We start from the raw sequence: 20,083 nt of genomic DNA on the forward strand, positions 1-20,083 counted from the left end.
AAATCGTGGTGCCGGCAGCGGGACTGCTACCGCGTCCATCGAGGCGAGCACGCGGGGCGGAGATCGCGAGGCGCGGTTCAGCCGAAGGCCGAAGGCAGCGTTCGCGTCGGCCGTACGCCCGCGTCAACGCGAGATCCGCGCGTCGTCGACGGAGTCGACCGACGCCACGATCACCAAGCCCCCGGCCCTCCCGAAGGCAACAGGTGAGACTCGCGGCGGCCGTATGTCTGCCGTGCCGACGCGAGGTCGTGCTCGCCATCGGCGGAGGTCGATCCGGCGCAGAGGTTGCCGGGCACCCGGTCGCAGCGGAGGGCACGCGTCGGCCGCGCTCCCGCCGCGCCGACACGAGATCAGGATGGCCGTCGGTCGGGTGCGCTCCGACAGCACGATCCCCAAGCCCAGGTCCGGCCGAAGGCACCGGCACCATCCGCCCCGTCGCGCCGGTCCACTCCGGTGGGGTGGCGCGACGGGGCGGGTGGGGTCAGGCTGCGGCGGCCTCGGCGGCGGCCAGCTTGACGCAGATCGCGACGGCTCGCATCGCGCGGCGGACCTCGTCGACCGTGGGGTAGCTCGGCGCCAGCCGGATCTGGTGGTCGCGCGGGTCGTTCCCGCCGGGGAAGGCAGCACCCGCCGGGGTCAGCGCTACGCCGACCTCCTTGGCCAGCCGCACCACCTCGGCGGCGCAGCCGTCCGGCACCTCCAGGCTGACGAAGTAGCCGCCCTCGGGGCGCGTCCAGGTGGCGATGCCCAGCGGGCCGAGCTCGCGCTCCAGCTCCTCGTAGACCGCCTCGAACCGCGGCGCGAGCAGGTCGCGGTGCAGCCGCATGTGCGCCACCACGCCCTCGGTGTCGCCGAAGAAGCGCACGTGCCGGAGCTGGTTGATCTTGTCCGGGCCGATCGTCTGCTTGGCCAGCAGCCCGGTCAGCCAGGCGACGTTGGCCTCGGACGCACCGACGAACGCGACGCCGGCGCCCGCGTAGCTGATCTTCGACGTCGAGCCGAAGACGAACGCCCGGTCCGGGTTCCCGGCCTCGGCGCACGCGTCCAGGATCGACAGCAGCTCGACCGGGGTGTCGGTCAGGTGGTGCACGGCGTACGCGTTGTCCCAGAAGAGCCGGAAGTCCGGGGCCGCCGTCGGCATCGCGGCCAGCCGACGCACCGTCTCGTCGCTGTAGCTCTCCCCGGTGGGGTTGCTGTACTTGGGCACGCACCACATGCCCTTGATCCTCGGATCGGCGGCGACCAGCGCCTCCACCTGGTCCATGTCCGGACCCGCGCCGGTGAGCGGAACCGGCACCATGCCGATGCCGAACCGCTCCAGCACCCCGAAGTGCCGGTCGTAGCCGGGCACCGGGCACAGGAACAGCACCTCGGGCTCGTCCACCCAGCGGCGCTCCGCCCCGGGCACCCGGGACAGCAGCGCGTTGGCGATCACGTCGTGCATCAGCGTCAGGCTCGCGTTGCCCAGGGCCAGCAGTTGCTTGGCCGGTACCTGGAGCAGGTCGGCGAAGATCGCGCGCAGCTCGGGCAGCCCGTTGAGCCCGCCGTAGTTGCGGCAGTCGGTACCGTCGGCGGCCTTGAAGTCCTCTCCGCCGGGCAGCGTGAGCAGGTCGTTGACCAGGTCCAACTGCTGCGGCGAGGGCTTGCCTCGGGTGAGGTCGAGGCGCAGTCCCTCGGCCGCCAGGGCGGCGTACACCGCCCGAGCGGCCGCGAGGTCGATTTCCGGAATGGACACGGTGGTGCTGTGCGGCACGGGATCCCCAAAATAGGCGGAAGCCGCAGTCACTTGCGGCGGGGCCAATCTAGCAACACGCCGGGGTGCACCGGAGCCGGCGGCCTTTGCCGGCCGGGCTTGCCGTTCACTCCACGTTCACCGCGAGGTCGACTCGGCTGCCCACTCCGCCGGCCCGCTTCGCGGTCGGCGCCGCTGTGCGCTCCTCCGGTCATTCCTGGGACCAGTGCTCCGGACAGTCCTCCGGGCGTTCCTCCGGCCAGTGTTTGTCCGCACCGGACACCTCACTCGCACCGGAAGCCCCACCCGCACCGGACCCGCAGGATTCGCTCGCACCGATCCGTCCGCACCGATTCGCCGCTCCCCGCACCGCAGGCGTCGGCGGCGCCTACCATCGGCGGGGACACTTTCGATCCGGGAGCAGGAACCCATGAGCTCGTGGCGCACGCCCAGGCGATTCCGGCAAGGCGGCGGCGCGGTCCCCGCGCCCGACGCCGGGGCCTCGCGCGCGCCCGTCGTGGTGGACTGCGCGCTCTACGACAAGGGTGTGCGGCGTCCGGGCAAGGTGGCGCTGCGCGACGCGCTGGACGCGGCCGAGGCCGGCGAGGACACGTTCGTGTGGATCGGGCTGTACGCCCCGCTCGCCGAGGACCTGGCCGGCATCGCCGACGCGTTCGACCTGCACCCGCTGGCCGTCGAGGACGCGGTCGAGGCCCACCAGCGACCCAAGCTGGAGTACTACGACGACACGTTGTTCCTGGTCCTGAAGACCATCGTGTACGTCGAGCACGACGCGCTCACCGCGACCAGCGAGGTGGTCGACACCGGCGAGATCATGGTCTTCGCGGGCGAGAAGTTCGTCGTCGTGGTCCGACACGGCAGCGCGCCGCCGCTGGTCGAGCTGCGCCAGTCGCTGGAGGCCGACCCGGCGATGCTCGCGCACGGACCGGCCGCGGTCGTACACGCCATCACCGACCGGGTCGTCGACGACTACCTGCGCGTCGCGGACAAGGTCGAGGACGACTTCGAGCGGCTGGAGGTCGACGTGTTCGCGCCCCGGCCGAGCAACGACGCGGAGCGCATCTACCAGCTCAAGCGCGAACTGATCGAGTTCAAGCGCGCGGTGTTGCCGCTGGCACGGCCGCTGGAGCGGCTCTCCGGCGGCACGCTGCCCGGTGTCGGCACCGGCTTCGACGCCTATCTGCGCGACGTCGCCGACCACCTGGCCCAGGTCCGCGAGCGGCTGGCCGCGTTCGACGAACTGCTGGACGGCATACTCTCGGCCAGCCTGGCCGGCGTGACCGTCCGGCAGAACACCGACATGCGCAAGATCGCGGCCATCGCGGCCATCCTGGCCGTCCCGACGCTGATCGTCGGGATCTACGGGATGAACTTCGAGCACATGCCCGAGTTGAAGTGGACGTACGGCTACCCCGCCGTGCTGGCGGTCATGGTCACCGCGTGTTCGGTGATGTTCCGGGCATTCCGCCGCAACGACTGGCTGTGAGCCCGGCGCCGCCGCCCGCCCGCGCGCATGGCGTCGGCCGTGGACATGGCGACCCTTACGTTGGCGCGGCCAACATTGGCTATGCCAACGATGTATCGTGGCCGGCGTGGAACAGATTCCCGCGCAGATGGTCGCGAAGCCGAGTTGGCTGCTCACCCAGGTGGCGGTGCACGCCCACCGCTTGGCGTCCGAGGGCTTCGCGGAGGTGGGCGCGCGCGGGTACCACTACCGGATCCTGGCCGCGCTGGACGAGTTCGGCACGGCCAGTCAGGTCGAACTCGGACGCCGGTGCAACATGGACCGCAGCGACGTCGTGGCGGCGATCAACGAACTGGCCGAGGCGGGATACGTCGAGCGCACACCGGACCCCGACGACCGAAGGCGCAACCGGGTCACCCTCACCACCGCGGGTCACCGGCAACTGCGGCGCATGAATCGCACGCTCGACCGGGTGCAGGACGACCTGCTGCAACCGCTCTCGGCCGAGGACAGACAGACCTTGACCCGCCTGCTCACCCAACTGTTCACGCACCACCAACAAGGAGCCTGACGCCGCCGACCACCGGGCGCGATCCGCATGCCCGCGTGCGCCGACCCGGGCGCCGGCCGCCTCGATCGCACCCGGCGGATCACCGCGCCGCGCCCTCCCGTGCGAGCCGATGTCGCGCGGCCCGGCGGTCGGCCTGCCGGACCGGATCGGGCACCGGTGCGGCGAGCAGCAGATTGCGGGTGTAGGGGTGCGCGGGCTCGGTGGTGATCCGCCGCGCGTCGTCGCATTCGACGATCGCGCCCTTCGACATCACCGCGACGCGGTCGCTGACGTGGCCCACCACCGACAGGTCGTGCGCGATGAACAGGTAGGCCACGCCCGTGCGTTGCTGGAGTTCGACGAGCAGGTTGAGCACCTGGGCCCGGGTGGACAGGTCCAGCGCGCTGACCGGCTCGTCGCAGATGATCAGGCGCGGCCCGGGCGCGAGGGCGCGGGCGATGGCGACCCGTTGGCGCTGCCCGCCGGACAACTCGCGGGCGAGCCGGTCCGCCGTGTCCGTCGGCAGGCCCACCGCGTCCAGGAGTTCACCGATCCGGGCCCGGGCGGCGGCTCGGGTGTGCGTGCGCCCGGCGGTGAGCGGTTCGGTGAGGATGTCGCCGATGGTCATCGACGGGTTCAGCGAACCGTACGGATCCTGGAAGATCACCTGGATGTCCCGGCTCAGCGCGCGTCGGGCGCGCCGGGTCAGGCCGTCGATCCGGCTCCCGTCGAAGGCGATCGTGCCGGCCGCGACCGGGACCAGGCCGAGCACCGCACGGCCCAGGGTGGTCTTGCCCGAGCCGGACTCGCCGACGAGACCCACGGTTTCGTGCGGACGCACGTCCAGGCTCACCTCGTGCAGCACCCGCAGCGGCGGCTTGCGCCGGCCGGCGGTGCGGTATTCGACCACCAGGTTCGCGATGCGCAGGAGCGGATCGGGGACGGACTTCGTGCCGTTCGACGCCGCCGCATCGGATTCCCGCCTCAACGTGTCCATGCGATCACCTCGTTCTGCACCCGGGCGCAGCGCACCGCGCCGGTTCCGTGGTTGCTCGGTTGCGGGTGGACGGCGCACTCGGGTGCGGCGTACGCGCAACGCGGCGCGAATCGGCAACCGGTGGGCCGGTCCCGGACCGAGGGCACCCGGTCCGGGATGGTGCGCAGCGGGCCCCGGTCGGCGCCGCCCTCGGCGGGCGGGATCGCGGCCAACAGCGCGGCCGTGTACGGGTGGGCCGGTCGGGCGAACAGATCCGCCGAGGTCGCCGTCTCGACGATCTCGCCCGCGTACATCACCGCGACCCGATCGCACAGGTCGGCGACCACGCCGAGGTCGTGGGTGACCAGTACGACGCCCATGTCGTGCTCGCGCTGGAGCGATCGCAGCAGGTCGAGGATCTCGGCCTGGACGGTGACGTCGAGCGCGGTGGTGGGCTCGTCGGCGATCAGCAGGTCGGGCTCGCACGCGACGGCGCACGCGATCAGCACGCGCTGGGCCATGCCGCCGGAGATCTGGTGCGGATAGGCGTCGAACACCCGGGGTGGGTCGGTGATGCCCACCCGGTCCAGCAGTTCCAGCGCGCGTCGGCGGGCGGCGTCGCGGGAGAGGCCGAGGTGGGCACGCAGCGGCTCGGTGAGTTGGCTGCCGATCCGAAAGCTCGGGTCGAGGTTGGACATCGGGTCCTGCGGGATGTAGCCGATCCGGCGCCCACGCAGCGCGTTGACGCCGCGTTCGGACAGCGTGGCGAGATCCTGCCCGTCGAACTCGACCCGGCCGGCGCGGATCGCGCCGCCCGCGGGCAGCAGGCGCAGCACGGCCAGCGCGGTCTGGGTCTTGCCGCATCCCGATTCACCGACCACGCCCAGGATTTCGCCCCGGTGCACGGTGAGCGTGACCGTGTCGACGACGGCGGCCTCGCCGTCGGGGGTGGGGTAGGCCACCCGCAGTCCTTCGACCGCGAGCAGTACGTCGGTGCCGACCGTCGTCGTGCCCGCCGGCGCCGCCACCCCGGCCGACGCCGCCCCGGCGGCGCGGCCCGGTCCGCGCGCCGCCCCTCGGATCGCCCGCCGGCGCGGCGCCCGGACCGGCCGGGGCACCTCGCCGAAGGCGTCGCGCAGGCCCGCGCCCGACAGGGTGACCGCGAGTACGGTCAGCGTGATCGCCGCGCCGGGCCACACCGACAGCAGGGCGGTGTCGTAGACGTGTGTGGAGGCGTCGCCCAGCATCGCACCCCAACTCGCCCGGTCGGCCTCGCCGAGGCCGAGGAAGGCGATGCCGGATTCGATGATCATGGCCAGGCCGAAGATCAGCGACGCCTGGGTGATGATCGGGACTCGCACCACGCGCAGGATGTGTCGCCGCATGATCCGCAGATCGGACAGGCCCGCGACACGCGCGGCGTCCACGTACGGTTCGCCGCGCACGCGCCGCACCTCGCCGCGGACCAGGCGGAAGACCGGCGCGGCGGTGAGCACGCCGAGCACGATCATCGACACGGCCAGGCCGGGGCCGTGCACCGCGACCAGGGCGAGCAGGACCACGATGCCGGGCAGCGCGAGGAACACGTTGGCGACCCAGCTCGACACCGCGTCCCACCAGCCGCCGACGTAGCCTGCGACGAGTCCGGTGGGGACGCCGATCAGCAGCGCGACGCACGTGGTGATCGAGCCGGCCAGCAGGCTGGTCCGGCTGCCGTACAGCAGCCGGCTGAGCACGTCGCGCCCGGAACCGTCGCCGCCCAGCGGGTGCTTCCCGGACGGGTCGGCCAACACCGCGTCCAACGCCGCGCTGTTCGGACCGTGTTCGGCGATCAGGCCGGCACCCGCGCCGGTGACGACGACGAGCAGCAGGACGGCCGCGGCGGTGACCGCGACCGGGTCCCGGACGAAGCGCCCGGCGGGGCCGCGCCGGCGGGGCGCGGCGGGCGGTGCGGGCGGTGCGGGTGCGCCGGGGGCCGGTTCGACGCCGGCCGCCGGGGCCGGCGCCGGGAGCACGGCGGTCGTCGGGGCGACCGAGGGGGTCTGGTTGTCGTTCATCGCATGCCGACTTTCGGATCGAGCGCGCCGGTCGCCAGGTCGACGACCAGGTTGACGGTGACCACGACGCAGACACTGACCAGGACCACCCCCTGCACGGTGGGTACATCCGATTGCGAGGTCGCGCCGATCGCCAACGAGCCCAGGCCGGGCAGCGCGAAGATCTGTTCGATGACGAGAGCGCCGCCGAGCAGCCCGATGAACTGCAGGCCGACCACGGTCAACGCGGGTGGGGTGGCGTTGCGCAGCACGTGCACGAACAGCACCCGCCGGGCGGGCAGTCCGCGGCTGCGCAGGGTGCGTATGTAGTCGCGTTCGAGTACCTCGGCGACCGCGTTGCGGGTCTGTTGGGCGATCGCCGCGACGCCCGCGACCGCGATCGTGGCCACCGGGAGTACGAGCGAACGTGCCCAGTCGCCGGGGGAATCGGCGAACGGCACGTAGCCGGTCGCGGGCAGTACCTCCAGGCGGACCGCGAACAGCGTGACCAGCAGGATGCCCACCCACAGGCCGGGCACCGCGAAGCCGGCCACCGCCAGGATGTGCACCGAACGGTCCACGGCGCCGCGCCGGATCGCCGCGAACAGCCCGAGGCCGATGCCCAGCAGCGCACACACGAGCGTCGCGGTGAGGGTGAGCGACAGGGTCACCGGCAACTTGGTGCCGATCGAGTCGCTCACGTCCAGGCCGGTGGTCCACGAGGTGCCCAGATCGCCCTGCACGGCGGCGCCGAGCCAGTCCAGCCAGCGCACCACGACCGGCCGATCCAGGCCCAACTCGGCTTTCTTGGCGTCGAGTTGTTCGGTCGTCGCGGAGACACCGAGGATGCCCTGCCCGGGGTCGGGCAGCAGGTCCATCAGGAAGAAGGTCAGCGCGGAGACCACCAGCAGGAGGACGACGGCCGACAGCACACGTCGGGCGAGGAAGCCGATCATCGCGCGGCTCAGGAGGCGGGCTTGTAGTCGGTCAAGGACATGAACGTCTGCCCGGGTCGGTTGCTCAGGCTGACCGACTTGGCCGAGAAGAGCACGTTGTCACCGCGGAACAGCGGTGCGAACCAAGCCTGTTCGACGACGTGGGTGTTGAGTTGCCGGTACAGCGGGCCCTGCGCGTCGTCGGGGGAGGTCGCGATGCGCGCGAGCAGGTCGGTGATCACCGGGTCGGCCACCTTGAACGGGTTGGTGGGCATCGCCGGGGACAACAGCGCGAACGCGTCGATCCAGTTCTGTGACGTGCCCCAGACGTACATGAACGCCGGAAAACGGCCGCTGAAGTACTGCTGGGAGAGCTGGTTGGTGCTGACCGGCGTGTATTCGACCTTGATCCCGACCTGGTTCAACTGCTCGGCCAGCACGGGGTACAGCGCGGGCACGAACGCGTTCTCGCTGGGCAGGGTGAGCTTGAAGCCGTCGGCGAGACCCGCCTCGGCGAGCAACTGCTTGGCCCGGGCCGGATCGTAAGGGTAGGCGCGGTCCAATTCCGGATCGTAGGCCGGGGATCCGGCGGCGAACATCTGCGTGGTGGGGCTGCCGACGCCGGCCATGATCGCCTTGAGGATGCCGGGGCCGTCGATCGCGTGGTTGATCGCCCGGCGCACCCGGGCGTCCTTGAGCTGCGGGGCGACCTTGCCCTCGCGGTCGACCAGCCACATGCCGGTGACCTGGCCGGGCTGGCGGGTGACGGTGAGCCCGGCGTGCTTGGCGGCGTCCATCCGGGCGGGCGCACCGAGTCCGGCGTCGGCCTGGCCGGTGAGCAGCGCGGTGGTGCGGGCGTTGGTGTCCGGGATCGCCTTGATCACGATCTTCTCGAACGGGTACGCGGCGTGGTCCTGGCGGCGCGGGTTGCGGGTATAGGTGTAGCGGTCGCCGCGAGTGGTGTGCGCGGTGTCCAGGATGTACGGGCCGCTGCCCACCGGTTGCGCGTTCGCGTCGCCGAAGGCCGTCGGGCTGAGCATCATCCCGGCGACCAGGCCGAAGTTGTACAGCAGCGACGGGTCCGGGGTCTTCAGGGCCAGTTCGACCACGGTGGGCCCGGTCACGGTGATGCCGGCGATCGCGGCGACGGCGAACGAGGACGGGCCGTTGGCGGCGGCGGTGCGTTCCAGGTTCTGCTTGACCACGGTCGCGTCGAAGGGTGTGCCGTCGGAGAAGGTGACGCCCTCGCGCAGGGTCATCCGCAGGTGTCGGCGCTCCGGGTCGGTGTAGGCCCACGAGGAGGCCAGTCCGGGGCCCACGCTCTGGTCCGGATTGACCGTCGTGAGCGAGTCGTACAGCGGTTGCAGGTAGGCGAGTCCGTTGCCGCCGGCGCCCTTGGCCGGGTCCAGGCTGGTCGCGTCGGCCGCAGCGGCCAGCGTCAGGGTCTTGCCGCGGGTGGACTTCGAGGTGTTCGAGCCACCGCAACCGGCGGCGGCGGTCACCACGAGGGCGGCGGTGGCGAGGGCCGCTACGCGGCGGCGTCCCAGGATGGTCATGACTGGTCCTTAGTCGAATTCGCGGGACGAATTCGGAAATCGAATTCTTCGATCCGATGGGTCGGCCGAAATGGTGGCCGCTGCGGGTCCGACCCCATGGCTGCCGGGCATTTCGGCCGACTTTTGCGGCATGCTCGAATCACCGTCCGAGCGGCTCCCGGGTACGGGTGCGCTCGGCGGTCGACCGCGTGTTCTTCTCGGGTGCGGCTAGCCGGGGTGGGCCGCGCGCCAGGTGCTCGCCTGCGCGCTGATCAGGGCGGACAGGTCGCCCATGGCGAGGTTGTAGTCGACCGTGTGGGTGCCCAGCACGGCGGACAGGCCGGCCTGAGGGAACAGGCCGTCACCACCCGTGACATCGAGCCAGCTCGCGGTGCCGGTCGAGTCCTGGGTGAAGGCGCAGCGCGCGCTCACCTTGTTCGGATATCGGGTGTAGCCGGACGGGTCGTCGGCCAGGTCGTACGAGCTGAGCAGGTGACCCAGGTGGCCGCGCGGGTTGAGCCAGTTGCCGCTCACGAGCCGTCTGGTCGGCATGTACATGTCCACTGGCGTCACGCCGTCGGCGGGTGCGCCGCGCAGCAGTGCGGCCGGGTTGACGCAGGCGATCCGGTGACCGGGCACCGTGGAGCGCCCGAAGGCGGATCCGGCGGGCAACGGTCCGCCGTCGGGCAGTGCGTAGCCGTTGTAGGCGACCACGCACCCCGTCGGGATCGGCGCCTGGGGTCCGGACCGGACGCAGGTGGGGATGCGTTGGAAGGTGGACGCGGAATCGTTGCCGCCTCCCTGGGTGCCGCCGATCGGCACCTGGATGTAGCCGCCGAGCAGCACTGCCGACACCAACCGGTCCTGCACGGCCGGGTTGCCGTCGATTTCCTGCTGCATCATCCGGGTCAGCACGCCGGTGCCCTGCGAGTGGCCGAGGATGACCACGCCACGCCGCTTGTGGGTGACCGGGTCGGTGTTGTGGTTGGCCCAGTAGTCGCGCCAGGCGTCGCGTACGTCCATCGACCCGGTCTCGGCGTCCGGTGGGATGCCCAAGCCGCCGACCAGGAGTTCGGTCAGCGACGCCTGTCGGTACACGGGGGCGAACACGCGGCACGTGTCGGTGAATCGGCCGAGTTGCATCAGGGTGCCGGCGAGTTCGCTGTTCGAGGGGATGGGCGGCAGCGAACCCAGGCGCAGCAGCGGGTTGGGCAGCAGATCGATGGTGGGGTACGCGTAGAAGCAGTCGACCTGGGGGTCGGTGGGGCCGGCGAAGGGCTCGGGGGTGCGCGAGCCGTCGGGGTGCACGGCGGTCGCGTCGAGGGTGGTGGTCGCCCCGTTGAAGTAACGCGCTGTGAAGGCGCCGCCGGGTCCGGGGGTCTGCGGATTGCCGGCGAGGTCCTGGTTGCAGGGGTTGGTGGGCAGGCCGGGTCGACACAGCCAGACCGTCTCGGCCAGGGGGCTGGTCAGGCTCTTGTCCGATTGCCCACCCCCGGCGGAGGCGGTCGGTGCGACGGTCAGGGTCAGGGTCAGCGCGGCCAACGCGAGGACGAGTCTCGATCTGCTCATGGCGTGAGCTCCGATCCAGGATGTCGTGGACTTTCGACTCCAAGGAACTTACTAACAACTAAGTAAATAATCTAGAGTGGCGATGTGACTGAGAATTCGGATGCACGTAAACCCACCGTCGGCCGCGCCCGGGCGGCCAAGGCGGCCACCGCGAAGGGCGCCGAACGGCGGCGGGAGATCGTCGCCGCCGCGTCCGAGCTGTTCGCCCGCGCCGGCTTCCGCGGCACCGGCATGACGGAAGTGGCCCAACGCGTCGGCATCACCGAACCCGGCCTGCTCTACCACTTCGGCAGCAAGCAGGGCCTGCTCCGTGCCGTGGTGGAGCACCGGGACCTGCAAAGCCAGGCGTTCGCCCGGGACATCGCCGAAGTGGGCGGGCTCCAGGCGTTGCGCGAGATGCCCGCGTTCGCTCACCGCAACCGTGACCAGCCGGGCCTGGCCAAGCTTTTCGCGGTGCTGCTCGCGGAGAACCTGGACCCGGGCGACCCCGAACACGACTTCTTCGTACGCCGCTACCGCGACATGCGCACCGTCGTCGCCGGGATGATCCGCGACGGCCAGCACGGCGGGGAGATGCGCCCCGACGTCGACCCGCAGCTCAAGGCGATCGAGATCCTCGCGACGTTGGACGGCATCGCCTCGCAGTGGCTGCTCGACCCCGAGATGGTCGACCTCGTCGTCTGCATCGAGGAGTACTCGCGAACCCTGATCCGGGACCTGGCCGCCGACACCGAGCCGGTCACCGCCGGCACACCCGAGGAGGAGGTACAAGGATGAGTACACCCGGCGCACGGGACCTCGCGGAACACGGCTGCCCGGTAGCGGACTTCCCGGTTCGGGACTTCCCGGCCGACTTCCTGTGGGGCGCGTCCACCGCGGCCCATCAGGTCGAGGGCGGTCAGGGCGCCAACGACTGGGTCGACTGGGAGAACGCCGGACATACCGCCGAGGTCAGCGGTCCCGGGATCGCCCAGTGGGAGCGCTGGCCCACCGACATCGCGCTGCTGGCCGAACTCGGGCACAACGCGCACCGCCTGTCGATCGAGTGGTCCCGGCTGGCCCTCGGGCCCGGGGTGTGGGACCTCGCCGCCTTCGACCACTACGCCCGGGTGCTGGACGGGCTGCGCGGGCACGACATCACCGCGTTCGTCACGCTGCACCACTTCACCCTGCCGCGCTGGTTCGCCGCGCGCGGCGGCTGGCTCGCCGACGACGCCGCCGAGGTCTTCGGCGCCTTCGCCGAGGAGGTCGGGCGACGCCTGGGCGATCGAATCCCGTTCGCGTGCACGATCAACGAGCCGCAGATCGTCGCGTTCAACGGCTATCTCAAGGGCAACCACCCACCCGGGCACCGCGATCGGGGCGAGACCGTCGCGGTCAACCACACGCTGATGCGTGCGCACGACGCCGCGGTGGCCGCACTGCGGGCGACCTCGCCGGACACCCGGTCCGGCGTGTGCCTGCAACTCCCGTTCATCCAACCGGCCGACCCGGACAGCCCCCGGGACGCCGAACTCGCCGACTGGTTCCGGGACGTGCTGGTCCAGCGGCACCTGGAGCACCTGCGCGACACCGCCGACCCCGGCGACTGGGTCGGCGTCCAGTACTACACGCGGGCCCGGGCGGACGCCGCCGCCGAGCACTCCGACCTCGGCAACGCGCCGCCGGGCGCGCCCACGACACAGATGGGCTGGGAGGTCTACCCCGGGGGCCTGACCGAGATGCTCCGCCAGGCCGGCAAGGTCACCGGTCTGCCGATCTACATCACCGAGAACGGCATCGCCACGACCGACGACACCGAGCGCGTCGCCTATCTGGACAGCCACCTGCGGGCGGTACGGGCCGCGCTCGCCGACGGCGTGGACGTACGCGGCTATCTGCACTGGTCCGCGTTCGACAACTTCGAGTGGACGCACGGCTATCGGCCCCGCTTCGGGCTGGTCGGCATCGACCGCGACGACGACCTGCGCCGGATCGTCCGCCCCAGCGCACGCGCCTATCGGCGGGTGATCACCACCGGGCGGATCGACGCCCTGCACGAGCGGGATGCCCAGACCGATGGGCCGCCCGAGGTCGAGAACGGCGCCGGGCGCGGTGCCGCGACCGGCATCGATCGCGGCACCGAGAGCACCGCCCGTGTCCCCACCGACCCCGGCTCGACGGCCGGTTCAGCGAAGGAGAAGCCCATGATCATCGACCCGCCCGTGCGCCGGCTCTTGGAGCGTGTCGCCGCCGGGGCCCAGCCCGAGAGCGCCGACCTGAACGTGCGGCGCGCGCAGTCGGCCGCCGTGATGACCCTGGTCAAGTTCCCGTACGGACCCGACCTCGAGGTCACCGAGCACCGGGTGCCGGTCACCGACGGCACCATCGCCGTAAGGGTGTTGCGACCCAAGCAGCCGGAAACCCCGGTGCCTGCCTACTTCTTCCTGCACGGCGGCGGCTGGGTGCTGGGCAATCTGGACACCGCCGAGGCCGAGTGCGGACCGGTCGCCTCGCTCGTCCCGTGTGCCGTGGTCAACGTCGACTACCGGCTCGCCCCCGAACATCCCTTCCCCACCCCGCTGGAGGACTGCCTCGCCGCCTACGCGTGGCTGTTGGAGAACGCCGCCGCATTGGGCATCGACGCGACCAAGGTGGCCATCGGGGGCGCCAGTGCGGGCGGCAACCTCGCCGCCGCGATGTGCCTGGCGCTGCGCGATCGGGGTCTGCCGCAGCCCAGCCTCCAGGTGCTCGACGCCGCCGCCGTCGACCTGACTCCGATGGCGGAGGAGCCGGTCGTGCCCGGCGCACGGCGCAAACCGGGCCTGACGCCCACCGAGTTCAACATATTCGCCCGGCACTACCTGGCCGACTCCGCCGACGCCACCGACCCGCTGGTCTCGCCGCTGCACGGCACCGATCTGTCGGGGCTGGCCCCGGCGTTGATCTTCGTTGCCGAACACGACCCGCTGCGCGACCAGGCCGAGGAGTACCTGGCCCGGCTGCGCGCGGCAGATGTGCCCGCCGCCGGCATGCGGGTACTCGGCCACCTGCACGGCGGCTGGGTCGTCCCGGGCACCGTCACCCAGACCCTGGTCGCCGAGATGCGCGCCGCCGCCCTGCGGCACGCCTTCGCCGGCACCCTGGTCGGCCCGCTGCCGCCGGCCCTGCTCGACCGGTTGGCCGAGGTGGAACGGGCGGTCGAGGCGAAGCAGGCCGCCGAGGCGACGGGCGAGGCCGAGGCATCGGGGGCACCGGAGCCGGAGCGCGCCACCGAACCCGCCTGACCGCGCCCCGTCGGCACACCCCCGCACCCCCGGGACCGACGCACCGGCGCGCCGGTCCCGGGTTCGGCCCGCAAGCGGCCGATCGGCGCCCGATCAACCCCCGATCGCCGCCCGTTCAGCGCCCGATCAGCGCACCGTGACCTCGTCGACGAAGATCGGAGCCGTGCCGGACCCGCCGTTCCGGCGCTCGAATTGCACGCCGATCTCCCGGACGTCGTGGAGGGAGCCCACGGCGGCCAGGTTGAGGGTGAGTGTGCGGGGTTCGGGACTTAGCGGGACGGCACCCGCGTCGTACCAGGTGTTCGAGGCGCTGGTCTTCACGTAGAGCTTGGCGGTGCCGCCCGAGGCGCCGGAACGGACCGTGACGGCGAGTACCCGACGTCCCGTCAGGTCCAGGACGGCCCGGCGGTTCAGGTAGGACTCGGGTGCCGCCAGGTCGATCTCGGCGCGCAGCGAGCGGGTGCCCTCGCTCGCCCATTCGGCGCTGCTCGCCGGCGCGGTGCCGGTCAGGTATCCGGTCCAGCCGTCCGTCCCGGACTCGAAGCCGGACACCACGGTCGGCGGTGCGATCGCGGCAACATCGTCCACGTACACCGCTGTTCGTCCGCTCGCGCCCGGTGCGGAGGTGAACAGCACGCCGATCTCGCGTACGTCCCGCAGGTCGGTGACCCGACCGAGGTCCAGGCGCAACACGGCGCCGTCCGGGCCGATCCGGACCGCTCCCCCGTCGTACCAGGTCATCCCGGCGCCGGTGCGCACGTAGAGCTTGGCGGTGGTACCGGCTGCATGGTCGCCCCACTCGGCGGTGCGCACGGTAGCGGTCAGCGCCCGGTAGGCGGACAGGTCGCGTGGCGCGACCCGGTTCAGGTAAGCCTCCGGTGCGGCGAGGTCGATGTCCGCCTTGAGGGATCGGCTGCCCTGCGCGGCCCATTCGGCCACCGACCACGGTCCGGCGAGCACGCGATAACCGCCCCAGCCCTGGGTGTCGGTTTCGAAGTCGGCGAGCGGAACAGGTGTGCCGACCGGGGCGGGTGCGCCCTCGGTGCGCGCCGCGGTCGCGATCTCGCCGCGCACGATCGTCCACGGGTCGGTCATCAGTCGGCCCGCGCCGGTGTTGGCGGTCGGACGCCACTGGTCGTTCCACGCCATGAAGTAGGCGGTGGCCGGGAATCGGGTGCGGATCGCTTGGATCCACTTCCCGTAGTCGAGCGGCGCGTCGATCGAACCACCGGCACCGCTGCGCGGACCGATCTCGGCGAACGCGAACGGCTTGCCCAGCGAGACCAGTTCGTCGTATCCCTGGACCGCCGCGGGCTCGCGGACGTAGCAGTCGAGGCCGACCACGTCGGTGTACGCGCCGCCCGCGTAGTAGGACGAGCGCTTGCCGTAGTTGCAGTCCGGCGCGTACACCCACAGCAGGTTGTGCAGGCCCTTGACGTCGGTCAGGTAGGTGTACATGTCCCGCCACACCTCGGCGAAGGTCTGCGGGTCCTGCGCGCTCCACCAGAACGAGTCGCCGTTCATCTCGTGCAGCGGCCGGAACAGCACCGGCACGTTCGCGGCGGCGAGTTCGCGCAGACCCTCGGCGACCCGATCCAGCTCCGCGTGCCAACGCTGTCCCGTGCCGGTGCCGCGGTCGGTGAGCCGGTCGAAGGTCGGCAACTTGGTGAACAGCCCGTTCCAGTCCGGCTGATCGGGATTGGGCAAGTGGGCGCTGACCGTGACCAGTCCGCCGGCGGCCGACCAGTCCTTCAAGGTCGCGTTGCAGGTGTGGTCGATGGTGTTTCCGTCGTGCCCGTAGTCGCAGCCCAACAGCCCCGGATTCGCGCCGGTCTGCGCCTTCAGCTCATTCACCTGGGCCAACGAGAAGGTCTTCCCGCTGTACCCGGCGAACTGCCCGGACACCACCCGGTTCTGCGCCCGGTTGGGCAGATGGGCCAACCAGTCCCGCACGTCGCGCGTCGCCGTACTCGCCTGCGGATCACTGGGATCCGTCGAATGAGCGCGCGCGGCGGGCACCCCCGCGAAGCCTGCGGTGAATGTCATGGCCAGTACGGCCGTCCAGCCACGCCATCGTGATCCCATGCGTTCGCCACCCCCGTGGTTCGTGATCTTCACGATCGCACGAAGAGTAGCCCTCTCTCGCGCCTGCCACGGGAGCAGCCCGGTGGGCGGCGTGGGAGTGGGCGCCAGGCCGTCCACCGGTGCCGTCGGCGTCGGCGGACGGCGCCGGTCACCGCCCTGCTTCGCCGCATGGCCGGCTCCCGCACCGAGGAACCTGGAGCCGATCCGGCCCCGGCGACCACAACCGCCGATGCGGCCGGACCTTGTTCCGAGGGGCGAACGAAGGTGCAATCGCCGAATGACTGGGATGCGCATACCGCCGGCTCCTCGTGATGCGAGCTGATGGTCGCGGGGGCGTCAAAGGCGGTAGCAGCCGTAGCTGCGTGGGGCTCGGGTGCCGGGGGGAATGGGGAAGGGCTTGGATCTGGCGGGGGGTGCGCCGTCGCTCGGGTACCAGATGGCGTCGTCCGGGACGAGGTGGGCGAGGGGGGCGATCCATAGGGGGCGGGTCGGGTCGAAGGGTTGGATGTGAGCCTGGGCGGTGTGCGGGTCGATGTGCTCGATTTCGCCGGGCGGGTGGGTTGTTCGCAGGCTCTCGTCCTTGTGTTTGACCTTGTGGCCGATGCGGCCGAGTGCGTCGTGCGCATTCATCGGCGTACCTCCGATTCGGTCTTCCCGCGCGTGGGAGGCGGGGCCGCACCGCAGCCAGGCCAGTGACTGCGGTGCGGCGGTTCAGGGGGCGGGCCGGGCCGGGGGTTGGACCGGGCGCACGCTGTCTGAGGGCATCGCCCAGGCGATCCGGCCACCCGGGGGTTGGACCGTGAGCCTTTGGTGCCCGTCGGGGAGGGGTTGCGCCATCAGGATCTGTCCGGGGTGACGCACCCGGCACACCGCCTCGTTGGCCGGTTCCACCCAGTCACCCTCGCGATACATCGCGCCCCGCCTCCTCCAGCACCCGCAGGTTGCCGCAATGGGTGCGGAACTCGGTGCCGCCGGGCAGGCGCACGAACGCCTGGAGGCTGATGACGGCGGCGAACGTGCCGATTCGGCCGGAGAGTTCGCAACGGACGGCGCGCTTGGCGTTGGCTTTCCAGAAACGGGCCACGTCGTCCGTGGTCCACTCACGGGGGTCTTCGGGATAGCTCTGGGGAGTGGGCATACCTGTCCTCTCGGTTGCCGCCAGTACTGATTCGGCCACTCTGTGAACAAGCATCGGCACGCGGAACTATGGTGCAAAGGCCCCAAGTTTTTAAGGTTCGAGACTTAAGAACGGATGATCTTGGTCGCCGAGATGAACCCCGGCTCGTCGTTCGCTGCTCTGTTCGGACGACGCGTCGCCCTGCTGCGCACGGCCCGGGGGATGACACAGACAGAGCTGGGCCACGCTGCCGACCGAATGCACTACTCACGCATCGGGCAGATCGAACGCGCCTTGGGCCATCCTCCGACGGAGAAACAGGCGGCAGACCTGGACAAAGTCCTGGGAGCGGAGGGGTTGTTGATCGACCTCTGGGGCTACCTGGATCGCGAGAGCTTCCCGAACTGGGTGGCGCGGTTCATGGAACTGGCGGAGAAGGCGACCCAAATCAGGGAGTACGCAGCGCATGCCGTGCCAGGACTGCTCCAGACGGAGGACTACGCGCGCGCCCTTCTGCGGACCGTGTTGGATCCGGAGCAAACTGAAAGGCAGGTCCGCCTGAGATTGGCGAGGCAGAAGCGCCTGAAGAGCACCGACGCTCCGAGCCTGTCGGTGATCCTTGATGAGTCGGTCCTACAGCGGCCGGTCGGCAGTCGCGAAATCATGGTGACCCAACTTCGGCACCTGCGGGCCATGGCAAACCTGCCCGAGATCACGGTGCACGTACTGTGCTTCGCGGAGGGAGAGCATCCTTCGATGGGCGGCTCGCTCTCGATGTTGACGCTTCCCAACGGCTCCGAGGCGGCCTACACGGAAGGCGCAGATTACGGTCGCCTGTACGAGGATCCGGCCGATGTCCGACGGTACGAAACATCCTTCGGACGCGTTCAACAGCTTGCCCTGCCGCCGGTACTCTCGCTGGAAATGCTCGAATATATGGCAGGGGACATATGACCAGGCCCGCATACCAATCCGTCGACTGGCGCAGGTCCTCCTACAGCAACCAAGCAGGCGGAAACTGCGTGGAGGTCGGCGTCGCCGCCACGCTCGTCCCCGTCCGGGACAGCAAAGCCCCGGGCATCGGCCACCTCATAATCGGCGCAGCCTCGTGGACCGCCCTCACCGCGTCGCTGCGTGCCTGACGTCACCGGTCGCCGACGGGCCCGTGCGTGCCGGGCCCGTCGCCTCCCGGTCAGGACAACCCCGAACCCAACGCCAGGAACCCGCAGATCAGTACGAACAAGATCCCGAGCAACGGTGCCGCGAACCGTAGGTACTGGTTATAGCCGACCTTGGCCAGCGACACGCCGCCCATGATCACCGCAGTGGTGGGCACCCACAGGTTCATCCACCCCGACGCGGACTGCCACGCCGTCACCACCAACGCCCTCGGCACATCCGCGAAGTCGGCCAGCGGCGCCAGGATCGGCATCGCCAAGGTCGCGTGCCCCGACGTGGACGGGATCAGGAACGCCATCGGCAGGTTCACCAAGAAGATCAGGACGCCGAACAGCGCCGAGGAGGCGTCCGAGACCGCGCCCTCCATCGAGTGCAGCACCGTGTCGGTGACCTGCGCGTTGTTCATGATGACGGTGACCCCGCGCGCCAACATGATGATCAGCGCCGGTGAGATGAAGTCGGCCGCGCCCTGGATGATCGTCTCCGCCAGCTTCTTCTCGCCGAGCCGGGCCAACACCCCGACGATCACCGCCGCCACGATGAACAGCGCGGCCAACTGGGCAAAGGACCAGTCCAGTTCCCAGCCGTACGGGGTGGCGTCCGCTTCGCCGGTGAGCACCTGCGCCCACGGAATGATCGAGAAGATCATGAACACGAAGGTGATGGTCACCGCGACCAGGACCAGCTGATGCGTACGGGTCAGCGGCGGCGGCTCGCTGCCGGTGGCCGCCGATTCCGCCGCCTCGCGGTCCCCCGGCAGGAATCCGACCAGCGAACGGGACGGATCGGCCTTGACCCGATGGGCGTACCGCACCACGTACAGGATGGTCACCGCGGTCAGCACGATCAGCATCGCCAGCCGCAACACGATCCCGTCGCCCAGCGAGATCCCCGCCGCCGACGACGCGACGCCGGTCGCGAACGGATTGACCGTCGAGCACAACACGCCCACGCCCGCACCCAGGATGATCGTGCCGGTAGCCACCATCCGGTCGTAGCCCAGCGCCAGCATCAACGGCACGATCAGGCCGTAGAACCCGAGCGTCTCCTCGGCGAAGCCCTCGACCGAGCCGAGGATCGCGAACACCGTCATGATTGCCGCGATCAACACCGCACCGCGCGTGCGCAGTCGGTGCGCCAGCCGGGCAATGCCTCGATCCAGCGCGCCGGTCGCGAACACCACGGTGATGAACGCGCCGATCGCCAGCACGAACAGGAACACCGCCGCACTGCCGTACAGATCGCCCGAGTTGTCCGGCGTGACCTGACCGCTCTGCGGGTCCTTGATCCCGTACAAGCCGTTGACCGGCGACAGGAACAGGTCGTTGAGCCGCTGGACGAAGTCCTCCGGCGACTTGATGTGGTGGTAGCTGCCCGCGACCGGCTTGCCGTCCTCGCCGCGCTCGTACTCGCCGGCCGGGATCGCGAACGTCAGCGCCCACACCGCGAGCGTCACGATCGCCAGCACCGTCAGCGCGCTGGGAAAGCGGAACCCGCCCTTGGGCGGGGGTGCCTCGTCCTCGGCCTCGGCCGGGGCTTGATCGGTACTCACACGCTGCTCCTTGCGAGTGCTGGTGGCTACGGGGGTGGGTCAACGGGCACCGCACGAACGGCCCG

The 20,083-nt window shown here is 70.8% G+C and carries 16 protein-coding genes; 6 read left to right on the forward strand and 10 right to left on the reverse strand.

What is annotated here, in order from left to right:
- Positions 1 to 481: 481 nt before the first annotated feature.
- Positions 482 to 1,735: an aspartate aminotransferase type Ic gene (locus ACZ4FV_RS15880; RefSeq protein ID WP_465322784.1), complete on the reverse strand. Its 1,254-nt coding sequence runs from the start codon at positions 1,733 to 1,735 to the stop codon at positions 482 to 484.
- A 427-nt stretch (positions 1,736 to 2,162) separates the two neighbouring features.
- On the opposite strand from ACZ4FV_RS15880, the gene corA reads away from it, so the two are divergent.
- Both corA and ACZ4FV_RS15890 read left to right on the forward strand, forming a co-directional pair.
- On the forward strand, positions 2,163 to 3,239 hold the full coding sequence (gene corA, locus ACZ4FV_RS15885; protein ID WP_395871446.1) for a magnesium/cobalt transporter CorA: 1,077 nt from the start codon (positions 2,163 to 2,165) through the stop codon (positions 3,237 to 3,239).
- 106 nt (positions 3,240 to 3,345) lie between these two features.
- Entirely contained in the window at positions 3,346 to 3,789 is a 444-nt protein-coding gene (locus ACZ4FV_RS15890) for a MarR family winged helix-turn-helix transcriptional regulator (protein ID WP_395871449.1), read from the forward strand.
- Positions 3,790 to 3,868: 79 nt separating this feature from the next.
- On the opposite strand, the gene ACZ4FV_RS15895 is transcribed toward ACZ4FV_RS15890, so the two are convergent.
- The 5 genes from ACZ4FV_RS15895 to ACZ4FV_RS15915 form a co-directional block, all read right to left on the reverse strand.
- Entirely contained in the window at positions 3,869 to 4,765 is an 897-nt protein-coding gene (locus ACZ4FV_RS15895; protein ID WP_465322785.1) for an ATP-binding cassette domain-containing protein, read from the reverse strand.
- Positions 4,753 to 6,801: a dipeptide/oligopeptide/nickel ABC transporter permease/ATP-binding protein gene (locus ACZ4FV_RS15900; RefSeq protein ID WP_465322786.1), complete on the reverse strand. Its 2,049-nt coding sequence runs from the start codon at positions 6,799 to 6,801 to the stop codon at positions 4,753 to 4,755. Before ACZ4FV_RS15900 ends, ACZ4FV_RS15895 begins: the two co-directional genes overlap by 13 nt.
- Positions 6,798 to 7,736, reverse strand: coding sequence for an ABC transporter permease (locus ACZ4FV_RS15905; protein WP_465322787.1), 939 nt, complete (start codon positions 7,734 to 7,736; stop codon positions 6,798 to 6,800). Before ACZ4FV_RS15905 ends, ACZ4FV_RS15900 begins: the two co-directional genes overlap by 4 nt.
- Positions 7,737 to 7,744: 8 nt before the next feature.
- The gene (locus ACZ4FV_RS15910; protein WP_402232688.1) at positions 7,745 to 9,271 is read right to left on the reverse strand and encodes an ABC transporter substrate-binding protein; all 1,527 of its coding nucleotides are present in this window, start codon (positions 9,269 to 9,271) and stop codon (positions 7,745 to 7,747) included.
- A gap of 207 nt (positions 9,272 to 9,478) precedes the next feature.
- Complete coding sequence (locus tag ACZ4FV_RS15915; protein WP_402232685.1) at positions 9,479 to 10,819, reverse strand: DUF3089 domain-containing protein; 1,341 nt, start codon at positions 10,817 to 10,819, stop codon at positions 9,479 to 9,481.
- 84 nt (positions 10,820 to 10,903) lie between these two features.
- Between ACZ4FV_RS15915 and ACZ4FV_RS15920 the strand changes: the two genes are divergently transcribed.
- Positions 10,904 to 11,596: a TetR/AcrR family transcriptional regulator gene (locus ACZ4FV_RS15920; protein WP_395871460.1), complete on the forward strand. Its 693-nt coding sequence runs from the start codon at positions 10,904 to 10,906 to the stop codon at positions 11,594 to 11,596.
- Positions 11,593 to 14,085: a family 1 glycosylhydrolase gene (locus ACZ4FV_RS15925; protein WP_402232682.1), complete on the forward strand. Its 2,493-nt coding sequence runs from the start codon at positions 11,593 to 11,595 to the stop codon at positions 14,083 to 14,085. Before ACZ4FV_RS15920 ends, ACZ4FV_RS15925 begins: the two co-directional genes overlap by 4 nt.
- Before the next feature lie 126 nt (positions 14,086 to 14,211).
- On the opposite strand, the gene ACZ4FV_RS15930 is transcribed toward ACZ4FV_RS15925, so the two are convergent.
- The 3 genes from ACZ4FV_RS15930 to ACZ4FV_RS15940 all read right to left on the reverse strand — a co-directional run bounded on the left by ACZ4FV_RS15930 (position 14,212) and on the right by ACZ4FV_RS15940 (position 17,308).
- Complete coding sequence (locus tag ACZ4FV_RS15930) at positions 14,212 to 16,131, reverse strand: glycosyl hydrolase (protein WP_465322788.1); 1,920 nt, start codon at positions 16,129 to 16,131, stop codon at positions 14,212 to 14,214.
- Positions 16,132 to 16,506: 375 nt separating this feature from the next.
- Positions 16,507 to 16,800: a hypothetical protein gene (locus ACZ4FV_RS15935; protein ID WP_395871466.1), complete on the reverse strand. Its 294-nt coding sequence runs from the start codon at positions 16,798 to 16,800 to the stop codon at positions 16,507 to 16,509.
- A gap of 265 nt (positions 16,801 to 17,065) precedes the next feature.
- Positions 17,066 to 17,308 (reverse strand): hypothetical protein, encoded by a 243-nt coding sequence (locus ACZ4FV_RS15940; protein WP_395871468.1) that lies wholly within the window; start codon positions 17,306 to 17,308, stop codon positions 17,066 to 17,068.
- A 114-nt stretch (positions 17,309 to 17,422) separates the two neighbouring features.
- On the opposite strand from ACZ4FV_RS15940, the gene ACZ4FV_RS15945 reads away from it, so the two are divergent.
- Both ACZ4FV_RS15945 and ACZ4FV_RS15950 read left to right on the forward strand, forming a co-directional pair.
- Positions 17,423 to 18,241, forward strand: coding sequence for a helix-turn-helix domain-containing protein (locus tag ACZ4FV_RS15945; RefSeq protein ID WP_395871470.1), 819 nt, complete (start codon positions 17,423 to 17,425; stop codon positions 18,239 to 18,241).
- Entirely contained in the window at positions 18,238 to 18,429 is a 192-nt protein-coding gene (locus ACZ4FV_RS15950; protein WP_395871472.1) for a DUF397 domain-containing protein, read from the forward strand. The genes ACZ4FV_RS15945 and ACZ4FV_RS15950 overlap by 4 nt, the downstream gene beginning before the upstream one ends.
- A gap of 50 nt (positions 18,430 to 18,479) precedes the next feature.
- Here the strand turns inward: ACZ4FV_RS15950 and ACZ4FV_RS15955 are convergent, their stop codons facing one another.
- A complete protein-coding gene (locus ACZ4FV_RS15955) occupies positions 18,480 to 20,018 on the reverse strand; it encodes a YfcC family protein (RefSeq protein WP_465322790.1) in 1,539 nt (512 codons plus the stop codon).
- Between the last annotated feature and the right edge of the window lie 65 nt (positions 20,019 to 20,083).

This window comes from Embleya sp. NPDC025285 (assembly GCF_055558835.1).

Coding starts and splice junctions, on each gene's coding strand:
- corA (WP_395871446.1), top strand. CDS start 2,163: ATGAGCTCGTGGCGCACGCCCAGGCGATTCCGGCAAGGCGGCGGCGCG.
- ACZ4FV_RS15895 (WP_465322785.1), bottom strand. CDS start 4,765: ATGGACACGTTGAGGCGGGAATCCGATGCGGCGGCGTCGAACGGCACG.
- ACZ4FV_RS15900 (WP_465322786.1), bottom strand. CDS start 6,801: ATGAACGACAACCAGACCCCCTCGGTCGCCCCGACGACCGCCGTGCTC.
- ACZ4FV_RS15905 (WP_465322787.1), bottom strand. CDS start 7,736: ATGATCGGCTTCCTCGCCCGACGTGTGCTGTCGGCCGTCGTCCTCCTG.
- ACZ4FV_RS15910 (WP_402232688.1), bottom strand. CDS start 9,271: ATGACCATCCTGGGACGCCGCCGCGTAGCGGCCCTCGCCACCGCCGCC.
- ACZ4FV_RS15915 (WP_402232685.1), bottom strand. CDS start 10,819: ATGAGCAGATCGAGACTCGTCCTCGCGTTGGCCGCGCTGACCCTGACC.
- ACZ4FV_RS15925 (WP_402232682.1), top strand. CDS start 11,593: ATGAGTACACCCGGCGCACGGGACCTCGCGGAACACGGCTGCCCGGTA.
- ACZ4FV_RS15930 (WP_465322788.1), bottom strand. CDS start 16,131: ATGACATTCACCGCAGGCTTCGCGGGGGTGCCCGCCGCGCGCGCTCAT.
- ACZ4FV_RS15935 (WP_395871466.1), bottom strand. CDS start 16,800: ATGAATGCGCACGACGCACTCGGCCGCATCGGCCACAAGGTCAAACAC.
- ACZ4FV_RS15940 (WP_395871468.1), bottom strand. CDS start 17,308: ATGCCCACTCCCCAGAGCTATCCCGAAGACCCCCGTGAGTGGACCACG.
- ACZ4FV_RS15945 (WP_395871470.1), top strand. CDS start 17,423: ATGATCTTGGTCGCCGAGATGAACCCCGGCTCGTCGTTCGCTGCTCTG.
- ACZ4FV_RS15950 (WP_395871472.1), top strand. CDS start 18,238: ATGACCAGGCCCGCATACCAATCCGTCGACTGGCGCAGGTCCTCCTAC.